Annotated in this window: 16 protein-coding genes; 4 read left to right on the top strand and 12 right to left on the bottom strand. The window is 60.2% G+C overall.

Annotated features, from left to right (window positions below):
- The first annotated feature begins 112 nt into the window (after positions 1–112).
- Together VR71_RS02810 and VR71_RS02805 are read left to right on the top strand one after the other, a co-directional pair.
- A complete protein-coding gene (locus tag VR71_RS02810; RefSeq protein WP_045680959.1) occupies positions 113–481 on the top strand; it encodes a DUF6152 family protein in 369 nt (122 codons plus the stop codon).
- Positions 481–912 carry a hypothetical protein gene (locus tag VR71_RS02805; RefSeq protein ID WP_045680957.1) on the top strand — a complete coding sequence of 144 codons (432 nt, stop codon included), beginning with the start codon at positions 481–483 and terminating at the stop codon, positions 910–912. Before VR71_RS02810 ends, VR71_RS02805 begins: the two co-directional genes overlap by 1 nt.
- Here the strand turns inward: VR71_RS02805 and VR71_RS02800 are convergent.
- The 7 genes from VR71_RS02800 to VR71_RS02770 form a co-directional block, all read right to left on the bottom strand.
- A complete protein-coding gene (locus tag VR71_RS02800; protein ID WP_045680955.1) occupies positions 903–1,781 on the bottom strand; it encodes an ATP-binding protein in 879 nt (292 codons plus the stop codon). The two genes, VR71_RS02805 and VR71_RS02800, sit on opposite strands and share 10 nt — an antisense overlap.
- On the bottom strand, positions 1,782–2,729 hold the full coding sequence (locus tag VR71_RS02795; protein ID WP_045680953.1) for a twin-arginine translocase subunit TatC: 948 nt from the start codon (positions 2,727–2,729) through the stop codon (positions 1,782–1,784). It abuts the gene before it with no gap.
- Positions 2,726–3,199: a Sec-independent protein translocase protein TatB gene (tatB, locus tag VR71_RS02790; protein ID WP_045680951.1), complete on the bottom strand. Its 474-nt coding sequence runs from the start codon at positions 3,197–3,199 to the stop codon at positions 2,726–2,728. The genes VR71_RS02795 and tatB overlap by 4 nt, the downstream gene beginning before the upstream one ends.
- 7 nt (positions 3,200–3,206) lie before the next feature.
- Positions 3,207–3,431, bottom strand: a complete 225-nt coding sequence (locus VR71_RS02785; RefSeq protein WP_009818633.1) for a twin-arginine translocase TatA/TatE family subunit — start codon at positions 3,429–3,431, stop codon at positions 3,207–3,209.
- 164 nt (positions 3,432–3,595) lie between these two features.
- On the bottom strand, positions 3,596–4,723 hold the full coding sequence (gene prfB, locus VR71_RS02780; RefSeq protein ID WP_009818632.1) for a peptide chain release factor 2: 1,128 nt from the start codon (positions 4,721–4,723) through the stop codon (positions 3,596–3,598).
- Positions 4,724–4,787: 64 nt separating this feature from the next.
- Positions 4,788–7,295 (bottom strand): penicillin-binding protein 1A, encoded by a 2,508-nt coding sequence (locus VR71_RS02775; protein ID WP_045681053.1) that lies wholly within the window; start codon positions 7,293–7,295, stop codon positions 4,788–4,790.
- Positions 7,296–7,407: 112 nt separating this feature from the next.
- Positions 7,408–8,646 (bottom strand): N-acetylmuramoyl-L-alanine amidase, encoded by a 1,239-nt coding sequence (locus tag VR71_RS02770; protein WP_045680949.1) that lies wholly within the window; start codon positions 8,644–8,646, stop codon positions 7,408–7,410.
- Between the two features lie 194 nt (positions 8,647–8,840).
- On the opposite strand from VR71_RS02770, the gene VR71_RS02765 reads away from it, so the two are divergent.
- Entirely contained in the window at positions 8,841–9,854 is a 1,014-nt protein-coding gene (locus tag VR71_RS02765) for a GlxA family transcriptional regulator (RefSeq protein ID WP_009818629.1), read from the top strand.
- Here VR71_RS02765 and VR71_RS02760 read toward each other — a convergent pair.
- The 5 genes from VR71_RS02760 to VR71_RS02740 all read right to left on the bottom strand — a co-directional run bounded on the left by VR71_RS02760 (position 9,840) and on the right by VR71_RS02740 (position 13,982).
- Positions 9,840–10,916 (bottom strand): glycosyltransferase family 4 protein, encoded by a 1,077-nt coding sequence (locus tag VR71_RS02760; RefSeq protein WP_296429769.1) that lies wholly within the window; start codon positions 10,914–10,916, stop codon positions 9,840–9,842. The two genes, VR71_RS02765 and VR71_RS02760, sit on opposite strands and share 15 nt — an antisense overlap.
- Complete coding sequence (locus VR71_RS02755; RefSeq protein ID WP_045680946.1) at positions 10,906–11,883, bottom strand: zinc-binding alcohol dehydrogenase; 978 nt, start codon at positions 11,881–11,883, stop codon at positions 10,906–10,908. Before VR71_RS02755 ends, VR71_RS02760 begins: the two co-directional genes overlap by 11 nt.
- 5 nt (positions 11,884–11,888) lie before the next feature.
- Positions 11,889–12,710 (bottom strand): RibD family protein, encoded by an 822-nt coding sequence (locus tag VR71_RS02750; RefSeq protein WP_040650624.1) that lies wholly within the window; start codon positions 12,708–12,710, stop codon positions 11,889–11,891.
- 110 nt (positions 12,711–12,820) lie between these two features.
- Positions 12,821–13,603: a trans-aconitate 2-methyltransferase gene (locus tag VR71_RS02745; RefSeq protein WP_296429768.1), complete on the bottom strand. Its 783-nt coding sequence runs from the start codon at positions 13,601–13,603 to the stop codon at positions 12,821–12,823.
- Positions 13,587–13,982: a 6-carboxytetrahydropterin synthase gene (locus VR71_RS02740; RefSeq protein WP_040651543.1), complete on the bottom strand. Its 396-nt coding sequence runs from the start codon at positions 13,980–13,982 to the stop codon at positions 13,587–13,589. The genes VR71_RS02745 and VR71_RS02740 overlap by 17 nt, the downstream gene beginning before the upstream one ends.
- 190 nt (positions 13,983–14,172) lie before the next feature.
- Here VR71_RS02740 and mdoH point away from each other — a divergent pair, with 190 nt between their 5' ends.
- Positions 14,173–15,978 (top strand): glucans biosynthesis glucosyltransferase MdoH, encoded by a 1,806-nt coding sequence (gene mdoH / locus VR71_RS02735; RefSeq protein ID WP_296429766.1) that lies wholly within the window; start codon positions 14,173–14,175, stop codon positions 15,976–15,978.
- Positions 15,979–15,992 lie beyond the last annotated feature (14 nt).

Below are 15,992 nucleotides of genomic sequence, written 5' to 3'. Positions count from 1 at the left end.
TGGCCACCAATAGTTCCGCTTACAAGTGCGGCACATCTTGTGCGGGAAAATTTAATTTTACCTGCGCGGGTTGCGTGCCCAGCTATATGGAAGAGTGAGAAAGGAGCCCCCCATGACCCTGACACGCCGCTTTATCACAGTCGCCCTGCCCGCCCTTTTGATCGCGTGGCCCGTAAATGCCCATCATGGATGGCGCTGGACCGATGATGGCAGGTTCGAATTGACCGGCGTGATCACCGAGGCCCGGCTTGGCAATCCGCATGGGGTGTTGACCCTCGACGCCGAAGGCGAAATCTGGAAGGCGGAGGTTGGTCAGCCTTGGCGCAATGAACGCGCAGGTCTAAGCGACGCGATGCTCGCGCCCGGCACCGAGGTTACGATCATCGGCAAACGCGCAGCCGATCCGAACGAGCTTTTGGTCAAGGCAGAGGCCGTCGGGATTGCGGGCAAACTCTATGAACTTTATCCCGAACGCCTCTGATGGAGTGGGCCGCCGCGCTTGAGGCACAGCCATTTGCTCAGGCCTTGCGCGCCTCGCGTTGGACCTACCCATTGGTGAATACAGGCCACATCTTGGGCCTTGCGATGCTGATTGGCGCGATCATTCCAATGAATCTGAGGCTCTTGCGGGGCGATTTGCGCGCCGTGCAGCTTCTGCGAAGCTATGCGATTATCGGCCTCTCCATTGCGGCGGTTTGCGGGGGCCTACTGTTTTCGGTGCAAGCGACAGACTACGTAGCGAACAGCTGGTTTCGCGCAAAGATAGCGCTCCTGGTGCTCGCTCTGCTGAACGCGGCTCTGCATTTACAGATCGCCGATCAACACCTGCCACGGCAACGCAGAGTGGCCGTTGGTTCGCTAGGGCTATGGACCGCAGTCTTGCTCTGCGGTCGCATGATAGCCTATTCCTGAGACGTTCCGGCCAAAGTGCTGTGACGCTCCGTGACGGCCACGCCACGTCGTCCAGCGAGATCTGTAAAATATTGCCACGCCACGCGTCCCGAGCGCGCACCGCGGGTCGCCTGCCATTCAATCGCCTCGGCGCGCAGCGTTGCCGCGTCAATCTCGACGCCGTAGGCATCGCAATACCCCCGGATCATCGCAAGGTATTGGTCCTGATCACACGGATGGAAACCCAACCAGAGACCAAACCGATCCGAAAGCGATACCTTCTCCTCGACCGCCTCGGACGGGCTGATCGAAGACGACCGCTCATTCTCGATCATGTCACGCGGCATCAGATGGCGTCGGTTCGAGGTGGCATAGAACACAACATTGTCGGGACGTCCCTCAATACCGCCATCCAGAACCGCTTTCAGCGACTTATAATGCTGATCATCATGGCTAAAGCTGAGGTCGTCACAGAACAGCAGGAACCGCGTCTTGCTGCCCCGAAGCAGATTGAGCAACCGGCTGACCGAAGGTAGATCCTCGCGCTGCAATTCCACAATCTTGAGCGGTAGACCCTCAGCCCGCACGGCGGCATGCACCGCCTTGACGAGGCTCGACTTTCCCATGCCCCGCGCGCCCCAAAGCAGGGCATTGTTGGCAGGCAGACCGCGGGCGAATTGCAACGTGTTCTGCAAGAGCGTATCGCGAGACCGGTCCACCCCGACCAATAGACCCATGTCAACCCGACTGACCTGCGCGACAGGCTCTAGCCGGTCCGGTGCCACATGCCAGACAAAGGCATCCGCCACCTCAAACTCGGGAGCCGTAAGCGGCGCCGGGGCCATCCGCTCAAGCGCGGCGGCGATACGGTCCAACGGGTCAACAGTCATTCAGCTCTTGCCTTTGTCCTCGGCGGCGTCGGTCAGCGGGTCGTCGACATCGGCATCCGCCTCGTCTTCGTCGTCAAACCACAGCCCTTCGGCCCGCAACTCCGCCTCGCGCTTCTTCTCGACCCACGAAACAAGTTGGATGGAGATTTCATAAAGGCCATAGACCACGACGAAGAGGATCAATTGCGTCATCACATCAGGCGGCGTCACAAGCGCCGCAAGGATCAGGATACCGACCACCGCATACTTACGCACCGATTTCAGGCCGCCAGAACTGACCAGCCCCGCCTTGCCCATGAGCGTGAGCAACACCGGCAATTGAAAGCACAGGCCAAAGGCGATGATGAATTTCAGCGTAATATCGAGACTTTCGTTGACCTTGCCAAAGAAGGTGATGCGAATGCCTTCACTCGTATCGGGCGCGGTCGCAACGGCACCCGGCAGGTCCTCTGAGCTGACCAGTCCAGTCATCAGATCGGCGATGATCGAGGGCACATCGGCAAAGCCCAGAAAAAACGCCATCGCCAGCGGCGTTACCACGAAATGCGCAAAGGACGCCCCCAACAGGAACATCACCGGCGACGCGATCATGAACGGCAAAAACGCGTTCTTTTCCTGCCGGTAGAGACCGGGCGCAACAAAGCGCCACATCTGAAAGCCGATCACAGGAAAGGCCAGAGCAAAGCCGAACACCATCGAGATACGGAACAGAGTAAAGAGGTATTCCTGCGGGCTTGTATATTGCATCGTCGGGGACGGATCGCCCAACTCACGCAGGCTGGCCTCGATCGGTTCGAGCAGGAACTGCAAGATCGGCTCAGCCACGATAAAAGCCAGCACAATCCCGATGATAAAGGCGATGACCGACCGGATCAGCCGCGTGCGCAACTCGGCCAAATGCTCGATCAGAGGCGCGCTGCTGTCGTCGATCTCTTCGCGCGGGCTCATGCCTGATCCTCTGCCTTGGTCTTTTTCTTCGGCTTGGGTTTCGGTTTCGGTTTGGGGTTCACCTCAGCAGGAGCTGTGGCAGGTGAGACTTCGGCTTTGGCGGCCTTGCGCGTCGCGGCCATCTCGGCGGTCTTCTCACGCGCCGTCTCGGCCGCGGCCTTTTGCTCTTGGGTGAGCGGCGGCTTGGCCGCGTCTTTGAGATCGCGGCTGACGCTATCGGTGGTCTTGCGCACCTCATCCATCGCGGTTTTCATGGGGTTCGATGCCGACTTGAAGGTCTTTTGAATATCGCTCACCCCGGATTGTTCGGCGGCGTCATTCATCGCGCGGCTGAATTCGCGAGCCATACCCTTGGCTTTGCCAATAAACTTTCCGACTGCCAGAAACATTCCGGGCAAGTCCTTGGGCCCCACCACGATCAAGGCCACGATGCCGATGAGCAATAGCTCCGTCCAGCCTAGATCGAACATTTAGGGATCAGACCTTGTCTTTGTCTTCGGCCGGGGTCACGTCGCGCGCACCTTCGGCGGAATCCTTGGTGGTGTCATCCAGTTCTTTGGTGCCCTCTGCGACACCCTTTTTGAAAGAGGTGATGCCTTTGCCCACCTCGCCCATCAGCGACGAGATCTTGCCGCGCCCAAACAGCACGAGCACGACGACCGCGATCAGAAGAAGCCCCGGAAGGCCAATATTGTTCAGCATTTCAATCTCTCCCTTTCTCGGGGGGTCGGTTGGTGCGCCCCCGGGAATTTCATTTTCATTACCTAGTCGCTCACATCGCCAGTTGGAAGCAGCAATGCAGCACGGTTCCCTCGATTTCGCCGCATTTTTTTCGACTTTACCCTAAGCAGGGCGACCAGGCCGGGTCAATCACCCCCCTGAGCCTCGGCGCGGCTCTTACCGCTGACATTCATGGCCAGAGTAGCGGCCATGAATTCATCGAGATCCCCATCCAGCACCCCTTTGGTGTCCGAAGTCTCGACCCCCGTCCGCAGATCCTTGACCATCTGATAGGGCTGCAACACATAAGACCGGATCTGATTGCCCCAGCCTGCGTCCCCCTTGGCGTCATGCGCTTCGTTGATGGCGGCGTTTCGACGGTCCAGTTCTTGCTGATAAAGCCGAGATTTCAAGGCTTTCATCGCGATGTCACGGTTCTGATGCTGTGATTTCTGCGAGGAGGTGACCACGATCCCAGTTGGAATATGCGTGATCCTGACCGCCGAGTCGGTGGTATTCACGTGCTGCCCACCCGCACCGGAACTGCGGTAGGTGTCAATACGGATGTCCGACGGGTTCACTTCGATTTCGATATTGTCGTCCACAACCGGATAGACCCAGACCGAGCTGAACGACGTGTGCCGCTTGGCGGCGGAGTCAAACGGCGAAATGCGGACCAAGCGATGCACACCCGATTCGGATTTCAGCCAGCCATAGGCATTGTGGCCGCTGATTTTGTAGGCAGCAGATTTGATCCCCGCCTCCTCGCCCGCCGATTCCGACTGCAACTCGACCGTGTAGCCACGCTTTTCGGCCCAGCGGACATACATACGCGCCAACATAGACGCCCAATCACAGCTTTCGGTGCCGCCCGCACCTGCGTTGATCTCAAGGAAGGTGTCATTGGAATCTGCTTCTCCGTCCAACAGCGCTTCCAGTTCCTTGGCGGCCGCCACTTTGGCCAGAGCCTTGATTGCGGCCTCCGCCTCAGACACGACTTCGGTATCATTCTCCATTTCGCCCAACTCGATCAGGCCAAGATTGTCCTCCAGCTCCTGCTTGAGACTGTCATGGGTGTCGAGCGCATCCACCAGGGCCTGACGCTCGCGCATCAGCGACTGCGCGCGGGCGGGATCATCCCACAGCGTAGGGTCTTCGACGCGGGCATTGAATTCCTCAAGGCGGTGCCGAGCGGTCTCCCACCCCAGCCGCTGGCGCAACAGCTCCAACGACTTTTCGATCTCGGCCACGAGGTTCTGGGTTTCTGCACGCATCGGGGTGTCCTTGTCTGGTCAGGTGCGGGTGATAGCGCAGCGCGCCGGGCCGGGCAAGAGAGCCCTAGTACAGGCCACCCGAACTCATCGAGCCAAAGCTGGCTTTGCCCCCGACCCGTGCCTTTTCCCCAGTCGAGGTGGTCACCTCTTGCACGCGCTCACGCTCGCCGGCACTGAACAGCTCCAGATCGTTGCCCATGGCAAAGCCACCATCATACGCCAAGCCAAATACCGGCTCCTCACCATCACGAAAATACTCGGCCACCACGTTTGCACCTTCGGCATCATCCGACAGGCGCGCCCCGGTGAAGCGGTCGATCTTGATGAAGTGGCCACCCGGAGGGACATCAAACGGCCCGCCCCCGTATTTCTTGACAGCCTCCGTCATGAACTCTTGAAAGACAGGGCCGCAGAGCGACGACCCATAGGCTGATTTGCCCAAGCCGCGCGGCTGATCATGACCAATGTAACACCCTGCGGCGATGTTGCTGGTAAAGCCCACGAACCACACATCACGCGCATCATTGGTTGTCCCGGTTTTGCCCGCAACAGGCACCGGCAGATTGATTGCCCCCGAGGCCGTGCCACGGTCCACAACACCTTTGAGCATCGAGGTGAGCTGATAGGCCGTGACGGCATTCATCACGCGCTCACGGTCTGAAACAATGCGCGGGCCACGGTTTTCCGGAATCCCGGGATCGTCGCAATTCACGCACTCGCGTTCGTCATGGCGATAAATCGTCTTGCCGTAACGGTCCTGCACCCGGTCCACCAATGTCGGACGCACGCGCTCGCCGCCATTGGCGAACATCGCGTAGGCGGCGACCATGTTATAAAGCGTGGTCTCTTCCGAGCCGAGCGAATTGGCCAGAAACTGGCCCATGTTGTCATAGACGCCGAACCGTTCGGCATAGTCGGCGATCACATCCATGCCCACCTCCTGCGCAAGGCGGATGGTCATCAGGTTCCGTGATTGCTCGATTCCGGTGCGCAGAGGGGTGGGGCCATAGAACTTGTTGGAGGAATTGCGCGGCCGCCACAGGCCCTGCGGCGTGTTGATCTCGATCGGAGCATCGATCACGATCGTTGCCGGGGAATACCCGCTGTCGAGCGCCGCAGCATAGACGAACGGCTTAAAGCTTGATCCCGGCTGACGCAGCGCCTGTGTGGCGCGATTAAAGACAGAGGCCTGATAGGAAAAACCGCCCTGCATGGCAATTACCCGGCCGGTGTTCACGTCCATCGCCACAAAGCCGCCCTGCACCTCAGGCACCTGCCGCAGGGACCAGTTGACAAAGGCCCCGTCTTGCCCGGTCACGCGGCGCACATGCACCACATCCCCAACCTCGAAGGTGGAATTGAAATCACCGGCCAACCACTTGATATCGCTGCGCGGAACCTCTTGGATACCCTCGACCCCTTCGACGCCAACACGCATGACTTGCTCGCCGGTTTCAAGCACGACAGCGGGATACCAAGGACCGTCCAGATCGATGTCCCGCGCGACACTCACCTTTCCAAGGGCTTCACGCCATTTCGCTTCTGTACCAAGCACCTCTTGCGGAAGCGTTTGGCCAGTCCCCCGCCAACGCCCTTGCCCCCGGTCGTAGAGTTCAAGCTGGCGCCGCAACGCATGCGCGGCCTGGACCTGCATTTCAGGGTCGATTGTGGCGCGGACAGACAGACCACCGGTGAAAAATTCGCCTTCGCCAAAGTTCTCACTCAACTGGCGGCGTATTTCATCCGTGAAGTAGTCACGCGGCGGAAGTTCCGCACTGAACGGTTCAAAGTCTCCGTTCTGTACGCTGCGCAACGGAGTTGCGCGTTCTTCCTCATAGGCGGCCTCGGTCAGATACCCATTATCCCACATTTGCTTGAGCACGTAGTTACGGCGCTCCAACAACCGTTCCTTTTCACGCACCGGGTGGTAATCACTGGGCGCTTTCGGCATCGAGGCGATCGTCGCGGCCTCATGTGGGGCCAGTTCCCTCAGGGTCTTGTTGAAATAGGTCTGGGCGGCGGCAGCCACCCCATAGCTGTTCTGACCCAGAAAAATCTCGTTGAGATAAAGTTCTAGAATCTTATCCTTGCTCAGCGTCTCTTCGATCCGCGTGGCAAGGATGATTTCCTTGATCTTGCGTTCCATCTGACGATCACCCGAGAGCAGGAAATTCTTCATCACCTGCTGCGTGATGGTCGAGGCGCCACGCACGTTCCGCCCCCGCGATTTCACGGCATCCACCACCGCCGAGGCAATGCCGACGGCATCATAACCACCATGCGTGTAAAAATTCTTGTCCTCGGCGCTGATAAAGGCCTGCTTCACCAGATCCGGAATATCCTCTGCAGGTGTAAAAAGACGGCGCTCACGCGCGAATTCATCAATGATCCGCCCTTCGCCCGAATAGATACGACTGATGGTCGGAGGCGTGTAATTGGCCAGCGACTCGTGACTCGGCAAATCCTTGCCATAAATATGCAACACGGCACCAATGCTGAGGCCAACAACCACCACGATCAGGGTGATCAGGCTAAAGACAGTGCCCAAAAGGCTTAGAATCGGACGTAACACCACGGCCCCCGCATGCTTGGTGTGCCCGATATAGGCATCGAAGGCGTCCGGGTCAAAAGGGAAAGGGCGCAGGTCAACGCCACGTCCCACCAGACAAAGCGTTCACGGTGGATCATTGCCGCACCAACCCGGCACGCGCTGCATCGGCATCGCGCCAGGCCATAAGTCCCGCGCGCAGGGCCGTCGCAATCCGCGCTCGTCCCTCCGCATTCCGCAGCCGAGCCAAATCTCGGGGACTGGAGAGAAAGCCAAGCTCGATCAGCGCAGAGGGAATATCAGGTGCCTTGAGTACCGAAAACCCGGCGTGACGCAGAGGACGCGACAGCAGCGGCAGCTCATGCGCGGCAAAGCTCTCGATCAAGGCAGTGGCCAACTGTTCCGTCCGCGGGCGCGTCTCGATTCGGGCGAGATCCATAAGAACATCAGCTACGATATCATCCTTGCCGCTCAGATCGACGCCCGCCAGCATATCGGCGCGGTTGTGCCGCTCTGCCAAGGCTGCACTGGCCTCGTCCGAGGCACTCTCGGACAGGGTATAGACTGAAAGACCCCGCGCCTGCGCGCCTGTGAGCGCATCAGCATGCAGGGACAAAAACACATCTGCCCCGGCCCAATGGGCCAATGCGACACGCCGCTCGAGGCTGACAAATTCATCACTGTCCCGCGTGAGGATCACATCGAAACCGCCCGCGCGCAGCAACTCCTCGCGGAGCTCTTGGGCGAATTGCAGCATCAACGTCTTTTCAGCCAATTCGCCCTCCTGCGCACCGGGATCAATACCCCCGTGCCCCGGATCAAGCACCACCATCAACGGACCCTCACCCGGCACCCGCCCCGGTGCCGCAGCAAGCCCGCTCTGCGGATCGGGCATATCCCAGCCGGGCAGGTCCGGCGTGCCAGCCGTCGCAGCGAACCGCGTCGCATCCGCCGCCCCCAGACGGACGCGCAAGTCGGCGGCACCGCTTGCGTTGTCGATATCTAGCCCGGCACGTGCGAGCGGATAGGGAGCATCGAGATCGGCCACCATGCGTGACCATCCCGGCCTAATCTGTCCAAGGCGCAGCCCTTTGACACGCTCGCCGCGGATCAGATCGGCAGCCCCGACCCCTTGCCAATCGACCTCCTTGAAGTCGAGCACAAGGCGGGCGGGATCCGACAGCGTATAGACCCGGTAGGGCACACCTTGGCTAAGGCGCAGATGGACATCGACGCCCTGCCCCGTATCGGTGATCGCACTGGCGGCAACATCCAGCCGCGCAAGACCACTGAATGTCGCGTCTTGCGCCCGCGCGCCTGTAAGTCCGGCAAAGGCCAGAGCCATCGCCAGCACTATTCCAAGGGTCCTGCTCATTCACCGTTTCCCGGTCTGTTCTATGGCTCAAGATACACGACAGCGCTCAGACGCAACAGCCCCATTCCCCTGACCGTCTTCTTTACCGATTGTGATCAAAACCAACGCGGCGCATAAAACAGAAGTCAGGGCTTGATCCCACCATGTAATCAATCATGGTTTTTAATCCTAAAGTTACAGTCTATAGAATCGCCATGACCGAACAGACTTCACGATCCCAACCGACCATCACGCCTGACGGCGCAACAACCGTGTTCGAGATTTTCGTTCAGCGCAAGTTCTGTGATCTTGAACTCGCTTCTGTGATTCACACCTTACAGACTGCGAACATGGTTCACGGCAGCCCACGCTTTGTCTGGCGGATCGTTTCGGACAATCCTGGCTTTGTTCAGGGCACCGGGGCCTGCATCGTGCGGGCAGAGCCGGTCATTCCAGATCACTGCCTTGCTGATTATCTGATCGTGATCGCCTCGAAAACGGCAGACACGTCAACGTGGATGGCGCGTATCCGCAGCATGCGGCGCCTAGGCAATGCTGTCATCTTGCTCGCGGATGCCGCAACACGCTTCATCGCCCGAACCCAAATCAGCACTGGGGCCGTCACGACCCATTGGGCCGATGCCGTCGTCCTGCGCGAGACCCAAGACCTCCCGCGACTGACTGAGAGCCTGTCAGAGCTGTCCAATGGGATCATCACTGCAGCGGGCCGTGCCGCCACGGCCGAACTGGTCATTGGTCTCTTGGCCAAGGATCTCCCGGTTTCCGAGATCACCGAAATTGGCCGACATCTCCTGCTACCGAGCATACGGACGAGCTCCAGCACACAGCCCTTCGCGCCAGCCGCCTTTCACAAATTCTATGACAAGGCGGTGTCTGATGCGCTGGCCATCATGGAGGATAACTTGTCAGAGCCTCTGTCAATCACCGAAATCGCGGACCAGGTTGACACCTCGCAGCGCTGTCTTGAACGGCGGTTTCGCGCGGTGTTTGAAACCTCACCGGGCCATTATTACAAACAGTTGCGCGTCCGGCGTGCACACCATCTGATTCAGGACACCAAGCTGCCCTTGATTGATATTGCCACCGCCACCGGCTTTGGCTCGACCGGCACGTTGTCAACGGCGTTCAAAAAGTTCTACGGCCTGACACCCTCGGATTTCCGCGGCAAACACAGAGAGCGTGTGCTCGACTATTCAGCCGAGGTTTGAGGGCTCAAAGAGCACACCCTCAACCACGCGGGCTGCTGCATTCCAATCCCCGAGATGAGAGGCCGCGCGCCGCGCCTCCAAGGCGCAGCCTGCCTGAAAGCCCGCATCCTCCAGCACTCTGCGCAACGCTGATGCAAATGCCGCGGGGTCTTCAGGCGGCACCAGAACACCTGCCCCCGGCGCGACCGTATCCGGCACCGCCCCGACATCGGTGCTGACAATGGGCAAGCCGTGTCCCATCGCCTCGTCAAAGACAATGCCATATCCCTCGTAACGCGTCGCGAGCGCAAAGAGTGTCGCACGCGCGTAAAGCCCATCAAGCGCCGATTGTGAAATCTCGCCCGCAATCTCGACCCGCGTGCTCAGACCCAGATCGGTACGCTGCATGTGCAAGGCGCGCACCGTATCAGGCTCATGCGCACGACCGACAATCACCGCCCTCCACTCCAGATCAACAATCTGCGCCAAGGCTTGCAGCAGAACGTCATGCCCCTTGCGCTGAGCAAGTATCCCCACCGAGAGAATGAGGGGCGGGCTATCGCGCTCATGCACGGCGGCAAGCGGGCGCATGAAACCCGGTCGCGCGACGTGGACACGGTGAGGGGGCACCCCATAGGCATCGCGCAACAAGCCCGCGATATGCCCGCTCGTAACCACAATCTGCTGCGCCAAGGCAAGGTTGGCGGTCTCGCGTGCGGCCATGTCACGCGCCTGCACTGCGCTCAACCCCGGCTCGAGCGCCAGTGGATGATGAACCAGAGCCACCAGCGGCGCGCGCAGGTCGCACAAGGCCGAGGTTTCAAGCGCTCCATAGGCCAAACCGTCAACGAGCGCCGGGCAATCTGACGGCAATGCCTGCAACTGCTTGACGGCGTCCTGCATGTCAATCGGCGTCGGCTGCGGAAAGCTGTCGCCGAACCTCAGATGCCGCACCTCGATGCCGCGCGCCTCAAGAGCTTGGGCCAGTCGGCGGTCATAGAGATAGCCGCCGGTTGTCGTGTTGATATCCCCCGGCACGGCGAACGCCATGCGCCGCAAAGGGCGTTCAGGCTTAGTCGCCATACCGAACCCGGTGACACAGCGTGCCCGGCGCATCAAGGATGGCGGCATAGTCGCGCGGCAGATCCTCGAACCGGCTCTCACCCGAAATAAGGGCATCGAGTGCTGGATCGGTCAACAACCCAAGCGCGGCCTCCAATCGCCTGCGATAGGTCCATCTGGCGGCGTGATTGGCCGGAATGCGTCCAACCTGAGAGGCCACCAACCGCAACCGCCGCTGATGAAACGCACCGCCAAGGCCAATTGCGGTTTGGCCTGTGCCATACCAGCTTGCTTCGACAACCACCGCCTCACAGCCAGCCAAGGCCAACGCACTTGCCAGACCGGCATCGGTTGCAGAGCTGTGGATGGCCACATCCGCCTCACCGCCTAATGTCTCTTGGGCATGGGGTGGCAGCGCAAACCGGCATCCCAGACTTTCCGCCAAGCCAGCGCGGGCCGGATCAATGTCCACCAGACAGACTTGTGTGCCGGGCATGCGCGCCGCCAGATACCCGGTCAAAGCTCCGACCGTCCCTGTCCCCACGACCGCAACCCGATCACCGGGCATCACGCCGGCATCCCAGATGATATTGAGCGCCGTTTCCATATTGGCCGCCAACACCGCCCGACCGGGTGGCACGGCATGCGGCACGGATACCGCCGCGGCAAGAGGACAGGCGAACCGCTCCTGATGGGGATAAAGGCAAAAGACCACCTGACCGGCCTGCGCCCCCGACATCACCCGACCGACAGAACTATAGCCATATTTCACAGGAAAGGTGAACGCGCCCTCCTGAAACGGCGCGCGCATGGTTTCATGCTCACTCCGGGGCACGCGACCCTGAAAGACCAGACGCTCTGTCCCACGGCTTATGCCAGAGAACAGTGTCTCGACAACGCAATGATCCGGATGATCCTCGCAGGATGCGGATAAGATCTCTGCCCGGCCCGCCTCGGTGATCCAGAGCGCGCGGCTGTGCTGCACCATGTCTTTCACCCGTGCCGTAAGGCGGTAGCCTGTTTGGCGTGGGGCCAGACCTGCGCCTGTGCGCGTGTCCCCATCAAACAATCAAACACCACATCCGAGCCCAGACCATAGACCTGCGTTTCGGGGCGACGCGCCTGCGCCAGCTTGGCAATGGGCTGGGTCGTCAATCCCTGCGGTCCGGCACCAATCAGCAAAGGCGCAACGGCCACATGGAGCCGCGACAGAAGATCCGCTTCGATAAATCGGGCGATGGTGATGGCCCCCCCTTCGACCAAGAGGTGATTGAGGCCGAGTTTGCGCAGGGCGGCGACGATGGCGGCTGGGGAAATCCACTGGCTTCGCGGCAATGTGATCACTTCAACTCCGGCCGGACGAGACTTCTCCACGGTTTGAATGACCACACGTCGCGCCCCATCATCGGCGAAGAGTCGCGCATCATTGGGCAAACGTCCCGAAGGATCGATCACAACGCGCGCCGGATTCTGGCCAGCCACGAGGCGCACGGTGAGGCGCGGATCATCCTGCAACGCGGTCTTGACCCCCACAATCACGGCATCCACCAAGGCCCGCATGCGGTGCAGATGCGCCAACCCGTCCGGCCCTGAAACATCCGCGGCATCTCCGCTGACGGTCGCCACCCGGCCATCGAGCGATTGTCCGATCTGTGCCACCACATGAGGTGATCCGGGGGCCGCAATCATCGAACCATAGAGCGTCATCGCCGCGCGCTCCCCTGTTTCCCAATCGCCGCAACACAAGCACGACCTGCCCGCGCGGGCAGCGAGGATCCGATCCCAAACCTTGGGAGTTACTTGGGCGGTCTGCATCCGGGTCTCCGTTCAACGACTGGCCATGGCCATGGAGGTGATCCATTCGACTGTTCCGTCAAGGCCATGGCAAAGATAGAGGCATTCTCAAAAATGTCACCTATGGGACATCAAGACGGAGGCAGAGCCAAGAGGTCCATATGACCAATCTCCGCCCAACCCTCAGACAGATGCGCCTTTCGCCGCCCAATCCATTGATCGGCCGTGGCGTGGCCCATCTCGAGCGCGGCCTGTGCAATACCGTGCAAAAGAGCGCGCTGCATGTCTGCCGCAGTCGCTCCCAGCCGCCATGGACTCGGAGCGAGACTGACGCTGTATCCCCTCGCACCGAGTATTTGCGCGACGCTTTCAGCCGCATCCGGGCCGAGCGCGGGTCCAAACTCCTTGTCTCCGCGTTGATGCGCATTGAACCGTTCTGTTATGAGTGCATCTTCTGGATCAAGCGGTGTCCAGTTCATGACCCCATCATAACTTAGCGTGGCATAGAGGGCGACACGCTCACTGGCGAGACGCGCTGCAAAACGCTCCATCCAATTGCGTGACACCAGATCAAGCAGCGCCGAGGCTGTCACAAGACGAACCCCGGCAAGGGGCAATTCGTCGATATCAGCCAAATCACCTTGGATGATTTCAGCCTGAGGATGGCGCGCAGCGGCACGTTGCAAAAGCTCAGGATCATTGTCGAAGAAACGCCACCGGATATCTTGCGCACCCGCGCTCTCAAAGACCCGCGCGGTCGCGCCGGTTCCGCATCCCAGATCGAGGAGTGTAGCCCCCGATCCTGCATAGGTCATGGCCCGCGCCAATAGATCGGCATCTCGCGCCACCATATCCGACGCCTCGCGCAGCGCCAACCACTCCGCGTCAAATCCCATCTCAGATGTCAGCCTCATACCACCCGCGCGCCACATGGCTCTCATGCAGCGTCACACGGATCTTGCGCAGGCGCCCATGATCTCCCAGGCCTTCTGCCTTGGCAATATCGCGCAGCCCGCTCCAGATATGATGAGATAGAAACTCGGTCGTGGTGAACTTGCCCGCAAACTCGGGCTTGTCGTCCAGATTTCCGTACCGCAACGGGGCCAGAACCCGTGCCAGAGCCTCTGACGCCAGACCAATATCCACCACCAGCCCATGCGCATCTATGTCCTGCGTGAAAAAGGCAGCGTCGACGACAAAGGTCGCGCCGTGAACACCCTGAGCCGGTCCAAACACCGGATCAGGAAGAGAATGTGCGATCATGATGTGATCACGGACTTCGACGGCGAACATATTGGATTCCTTTTTCAATCTCGCGAAAGAGTTAACACGCGACCTCAACGCGTCAAGGCGCGGCAGACTTTCGGCAACTTCCCGCATATGCAAAAGATTTCAGTGGACGGGTATTCTTTGGACAATATCTGTATGCACTGCATTATGGCGCTGAGCGCGACTGCGGCAGAGATTATCGCAAGGAGATACTGTGAATACGTCTGGGAATACGTCTGGATCTGATCGCGCAAAGCCAACAGATGGGGCGATCCGCCTGCCACGCGCGCGGCGTGGGATGCCCCTGCCCGCCCGTCGCCGCTGTGTGCTCGCGCTCAACACCGCCACGGTCATCGGACTGTTCTGGGCAATGTATACGCTCTTTGCCCCAACCGGCATCACCTTTGGAGAAGGCGCAATGCTGGGCGCATTTCTGCTGACCCTGCCTTGGCTGTCCATTGGTCTGTGGAATAGTGTTCTGGGTCTTTTGCTCGATCTGCGCCACGGGGCCGGTGCCGCAGCGCGGGTAACACCCGCCATCACACGGGTCAGAGGCGACGAGCCGATCACGTCCCGGATTGCGGTGGTAATGCCGCTTCGCAACGAGGATCCCGACGCCTCGATTGCCCGGTTGCGCAGGTTGGAGGAAGAGCTGGCGCTCAGCCCTTGGGCCGGGCGCTTTTCTTTCCACGTCCTTAGCGATACCAATGACGCCGGCATCGCCCTCAAGGAAGAGGCTCGGGTCGCGCAATGGCGCTCCTCCCGGCCTCTCGCCACAATTCACTATCGCCGCCGCACCGACAATGCCGGCTACAAGGCTGGCAATATTGCCGAGTTCCTGCACAGCCCCGAAGGCCAAAGCGACTTTTTCCTGCCGTTGGACGCCGATAGCGAGATGGGTGCCGAAACGGTGCTACACCTGATCCGCGTGATGCAAGCCAGCCCCGAGATCGGAATGCTGCAAAGCCTCGTCACGGGACTGCCCTCACGCAACTTTTTCACGCGCGCCTTCCAATTCGGCATGCGTCACGGCATGCGATCCTACACACTCGGCTCGGCTTGGTGGCAGGGGGATTGCGGCCCGAACTGGGGCCATAACCTTGTGATCCGCACCACCCCGTTTCGCGAACACTGTATGCTACCGCTGCTGCCGGGGCGCGGCCCCCTGTCCGGTGCGATCCTCAGCCATGACCAGGTCGAGGCGGTGCTCATGCGCCGCGCGGGTTACGAAGTGCGCGTGCTGGCCGAGGAATCAGACAGCCACGAGGAAAATCCGCCCAGCCTTGTCGATTTCATTCGCCGCGAATTGCGCTGGATGAACGGTAATTTGCAGTATGTCCGCCTGCTTGGCCTGTCGGACCTAAAACCCGTTAGCCGCATCCAGCTTGTGCTTGCCATCTTGATGTATATCAGCGCGCCGGCATGGATTGTCTTCATCCTGATCGGTGCCTCTCTTGCGGGAACCGTGGATCAAATGAGCGCCGTGCCTTTGGGACCGGGGCTTACGCTCTTTGCCGTTCTCATGACACTCAGCCTCAGCCCCAAACTCATGGGACTGGCGCAGGTGCTTTTCTCACAGAGCCGCAGCCAGGACTACGGCGGACGGCTACGGGTCGTTTCGGGCGGTTTGGCCGAGATCCTGTTTTCGATGCTCACATCCCCGATCGTCGCGGTCGCACTCACCCAATTCGCCCTTGGCCTCGTCTTCGGTCAGCGGATCGGCTGGAGCGCGCAACAGCGCAGCCGTGACCGGTTGGGCTGGGATGAAGCAGCGCGTGTGCTCTGGCCGCAAACTCTCTTGGGTTTGGGTCTCTGTTTCTGGCTGGGAACCAACGCCCCATGGGCCTTGATTTTCGGCGCGCCCGTTTTGCTCGCCTTGGTCTTTTCGATCCCGATCGCCGTGGTCTCGACCCTGCCTCGGCTCAGCCGGTGGTCCATGGACACGGGCCTCTTTGATATTCCCGAAGATCGTGCCCCCAGAACGACTGACACCCCTGCAATCCACGCCAACACCGCGTGACATAGGAGAAACAG

The sequence above is a fragment of the Roseovarius sp. BRH_c41 genome, assembly GCF_000961715.1.
Taxonomy (GTDB): Bacteria; Pseudomonadota; Alphaproteobacteria; order Rhodobacterales; family Rhodobacteraceae; genus Roseovarius.
Note: the sequence above shows the minus strand (reverse complement) of the source record. Positions and strands in the feature narration are given on the sequence as shown.

Bases quoted from the DNA above. Each gene is read 5' to 3' on its own strand.
- VR71_RS02810 (WP_045680959.1), top strand. From the start codon at position 113: ATGACCCTGACACGCCGCTTTATCACAGTCGCCCTGCCCGCCCTTTTG.
- VR71_RS02805 (WP_045680957.1), top strand. From the start codon at position 481: ATGGAGTGGGCCGCCGCGCTTGAGGCACAGCCATTTGCTCAGGCCTTG.
- VR71_RS02800 (WP_045680955.1), bottom strand. From the start codon at position 1,781: ATGACTGTTGACCCGTTGGACCGTATCGCCGCCGCGCTTGAGCGGATG.
- VR71_RS02795 (WP_045680953.1), bottom strand. From the start codon at position 2,729: ATGAGCCCGCGCGAAGAGATCGACGACAGCAGCGCGCCTCTGATCGAG.
- tatB (WP_045680951.1), bottom strand. From the start codon at position 3,199: ATGTTCGATCTAGGCTGGACGGAGCTATTGCTCATCGGCATCGTGGCC.
- VR71_RS02785 (WP_009818633.1), bottom strand. From the start codon at position 3,431: ATGCTGAACAATATTGGCCTTCCGGGGCTTCTTCTGATCGCGGTCGTC.
- prfB (WP_009818632.1), bottom strand. From the start codon at position 4,723: ATGCGTGCAGAAACCCAGAACCTCGTGGCCGAGATCGAAAAGTCGTTG.
- VR71_RS02770 (WP_045680949.1), bottom strand. From the start codon at position 8,646: ATGAGCAGGACCCTTGGAATAGTGCTGGCGATGGCTCTGGCCTTTGCC.
- VR71_RS02765 (WP_009818629.1), top strand. From the start codon at position 8,841: ATGACCGAACAGACTTCACGATCCCAACCGACCATCACGCCTGACGGC.
- VR71_RS02760 (WP_296429769.1), bottom strand. From the start codon at position 10,916: ATGGCGACTAAGCCTGAACGCCCTTTGCGGCGCATGGCGTTCGCCGTG.
- VR71_RS02755 (WP_045680946.1), bottom strand. From the start codon at position 11,883: ATGGTGCAGCACAGCCGCGCGCTCTGGATCACCGAGGCGGGCCGGGCA.
- VR71_RS02750 (WP_040650624.1), bottom strand. From the start codon at position 12,710: ATGCAGACCGCCCAAGTAACTCCCAAGGTTTGGGATCGGATCCTCGCT.
- VR71_RS02745 (WP_296429768.1), bottom strand. From the start codon at position 13,603: ATGAGGCTGACATCTGAGATGGGATTTGACGCGGAGTGGTTGGCGCTG.
- VR71_RS02740 (WP_040651543.1), bottom strand. From the start codon at position 13,982: ATGTTCGCCGTCGAAGTCCGTGATCACATCATGATCGCACATTCTCTT.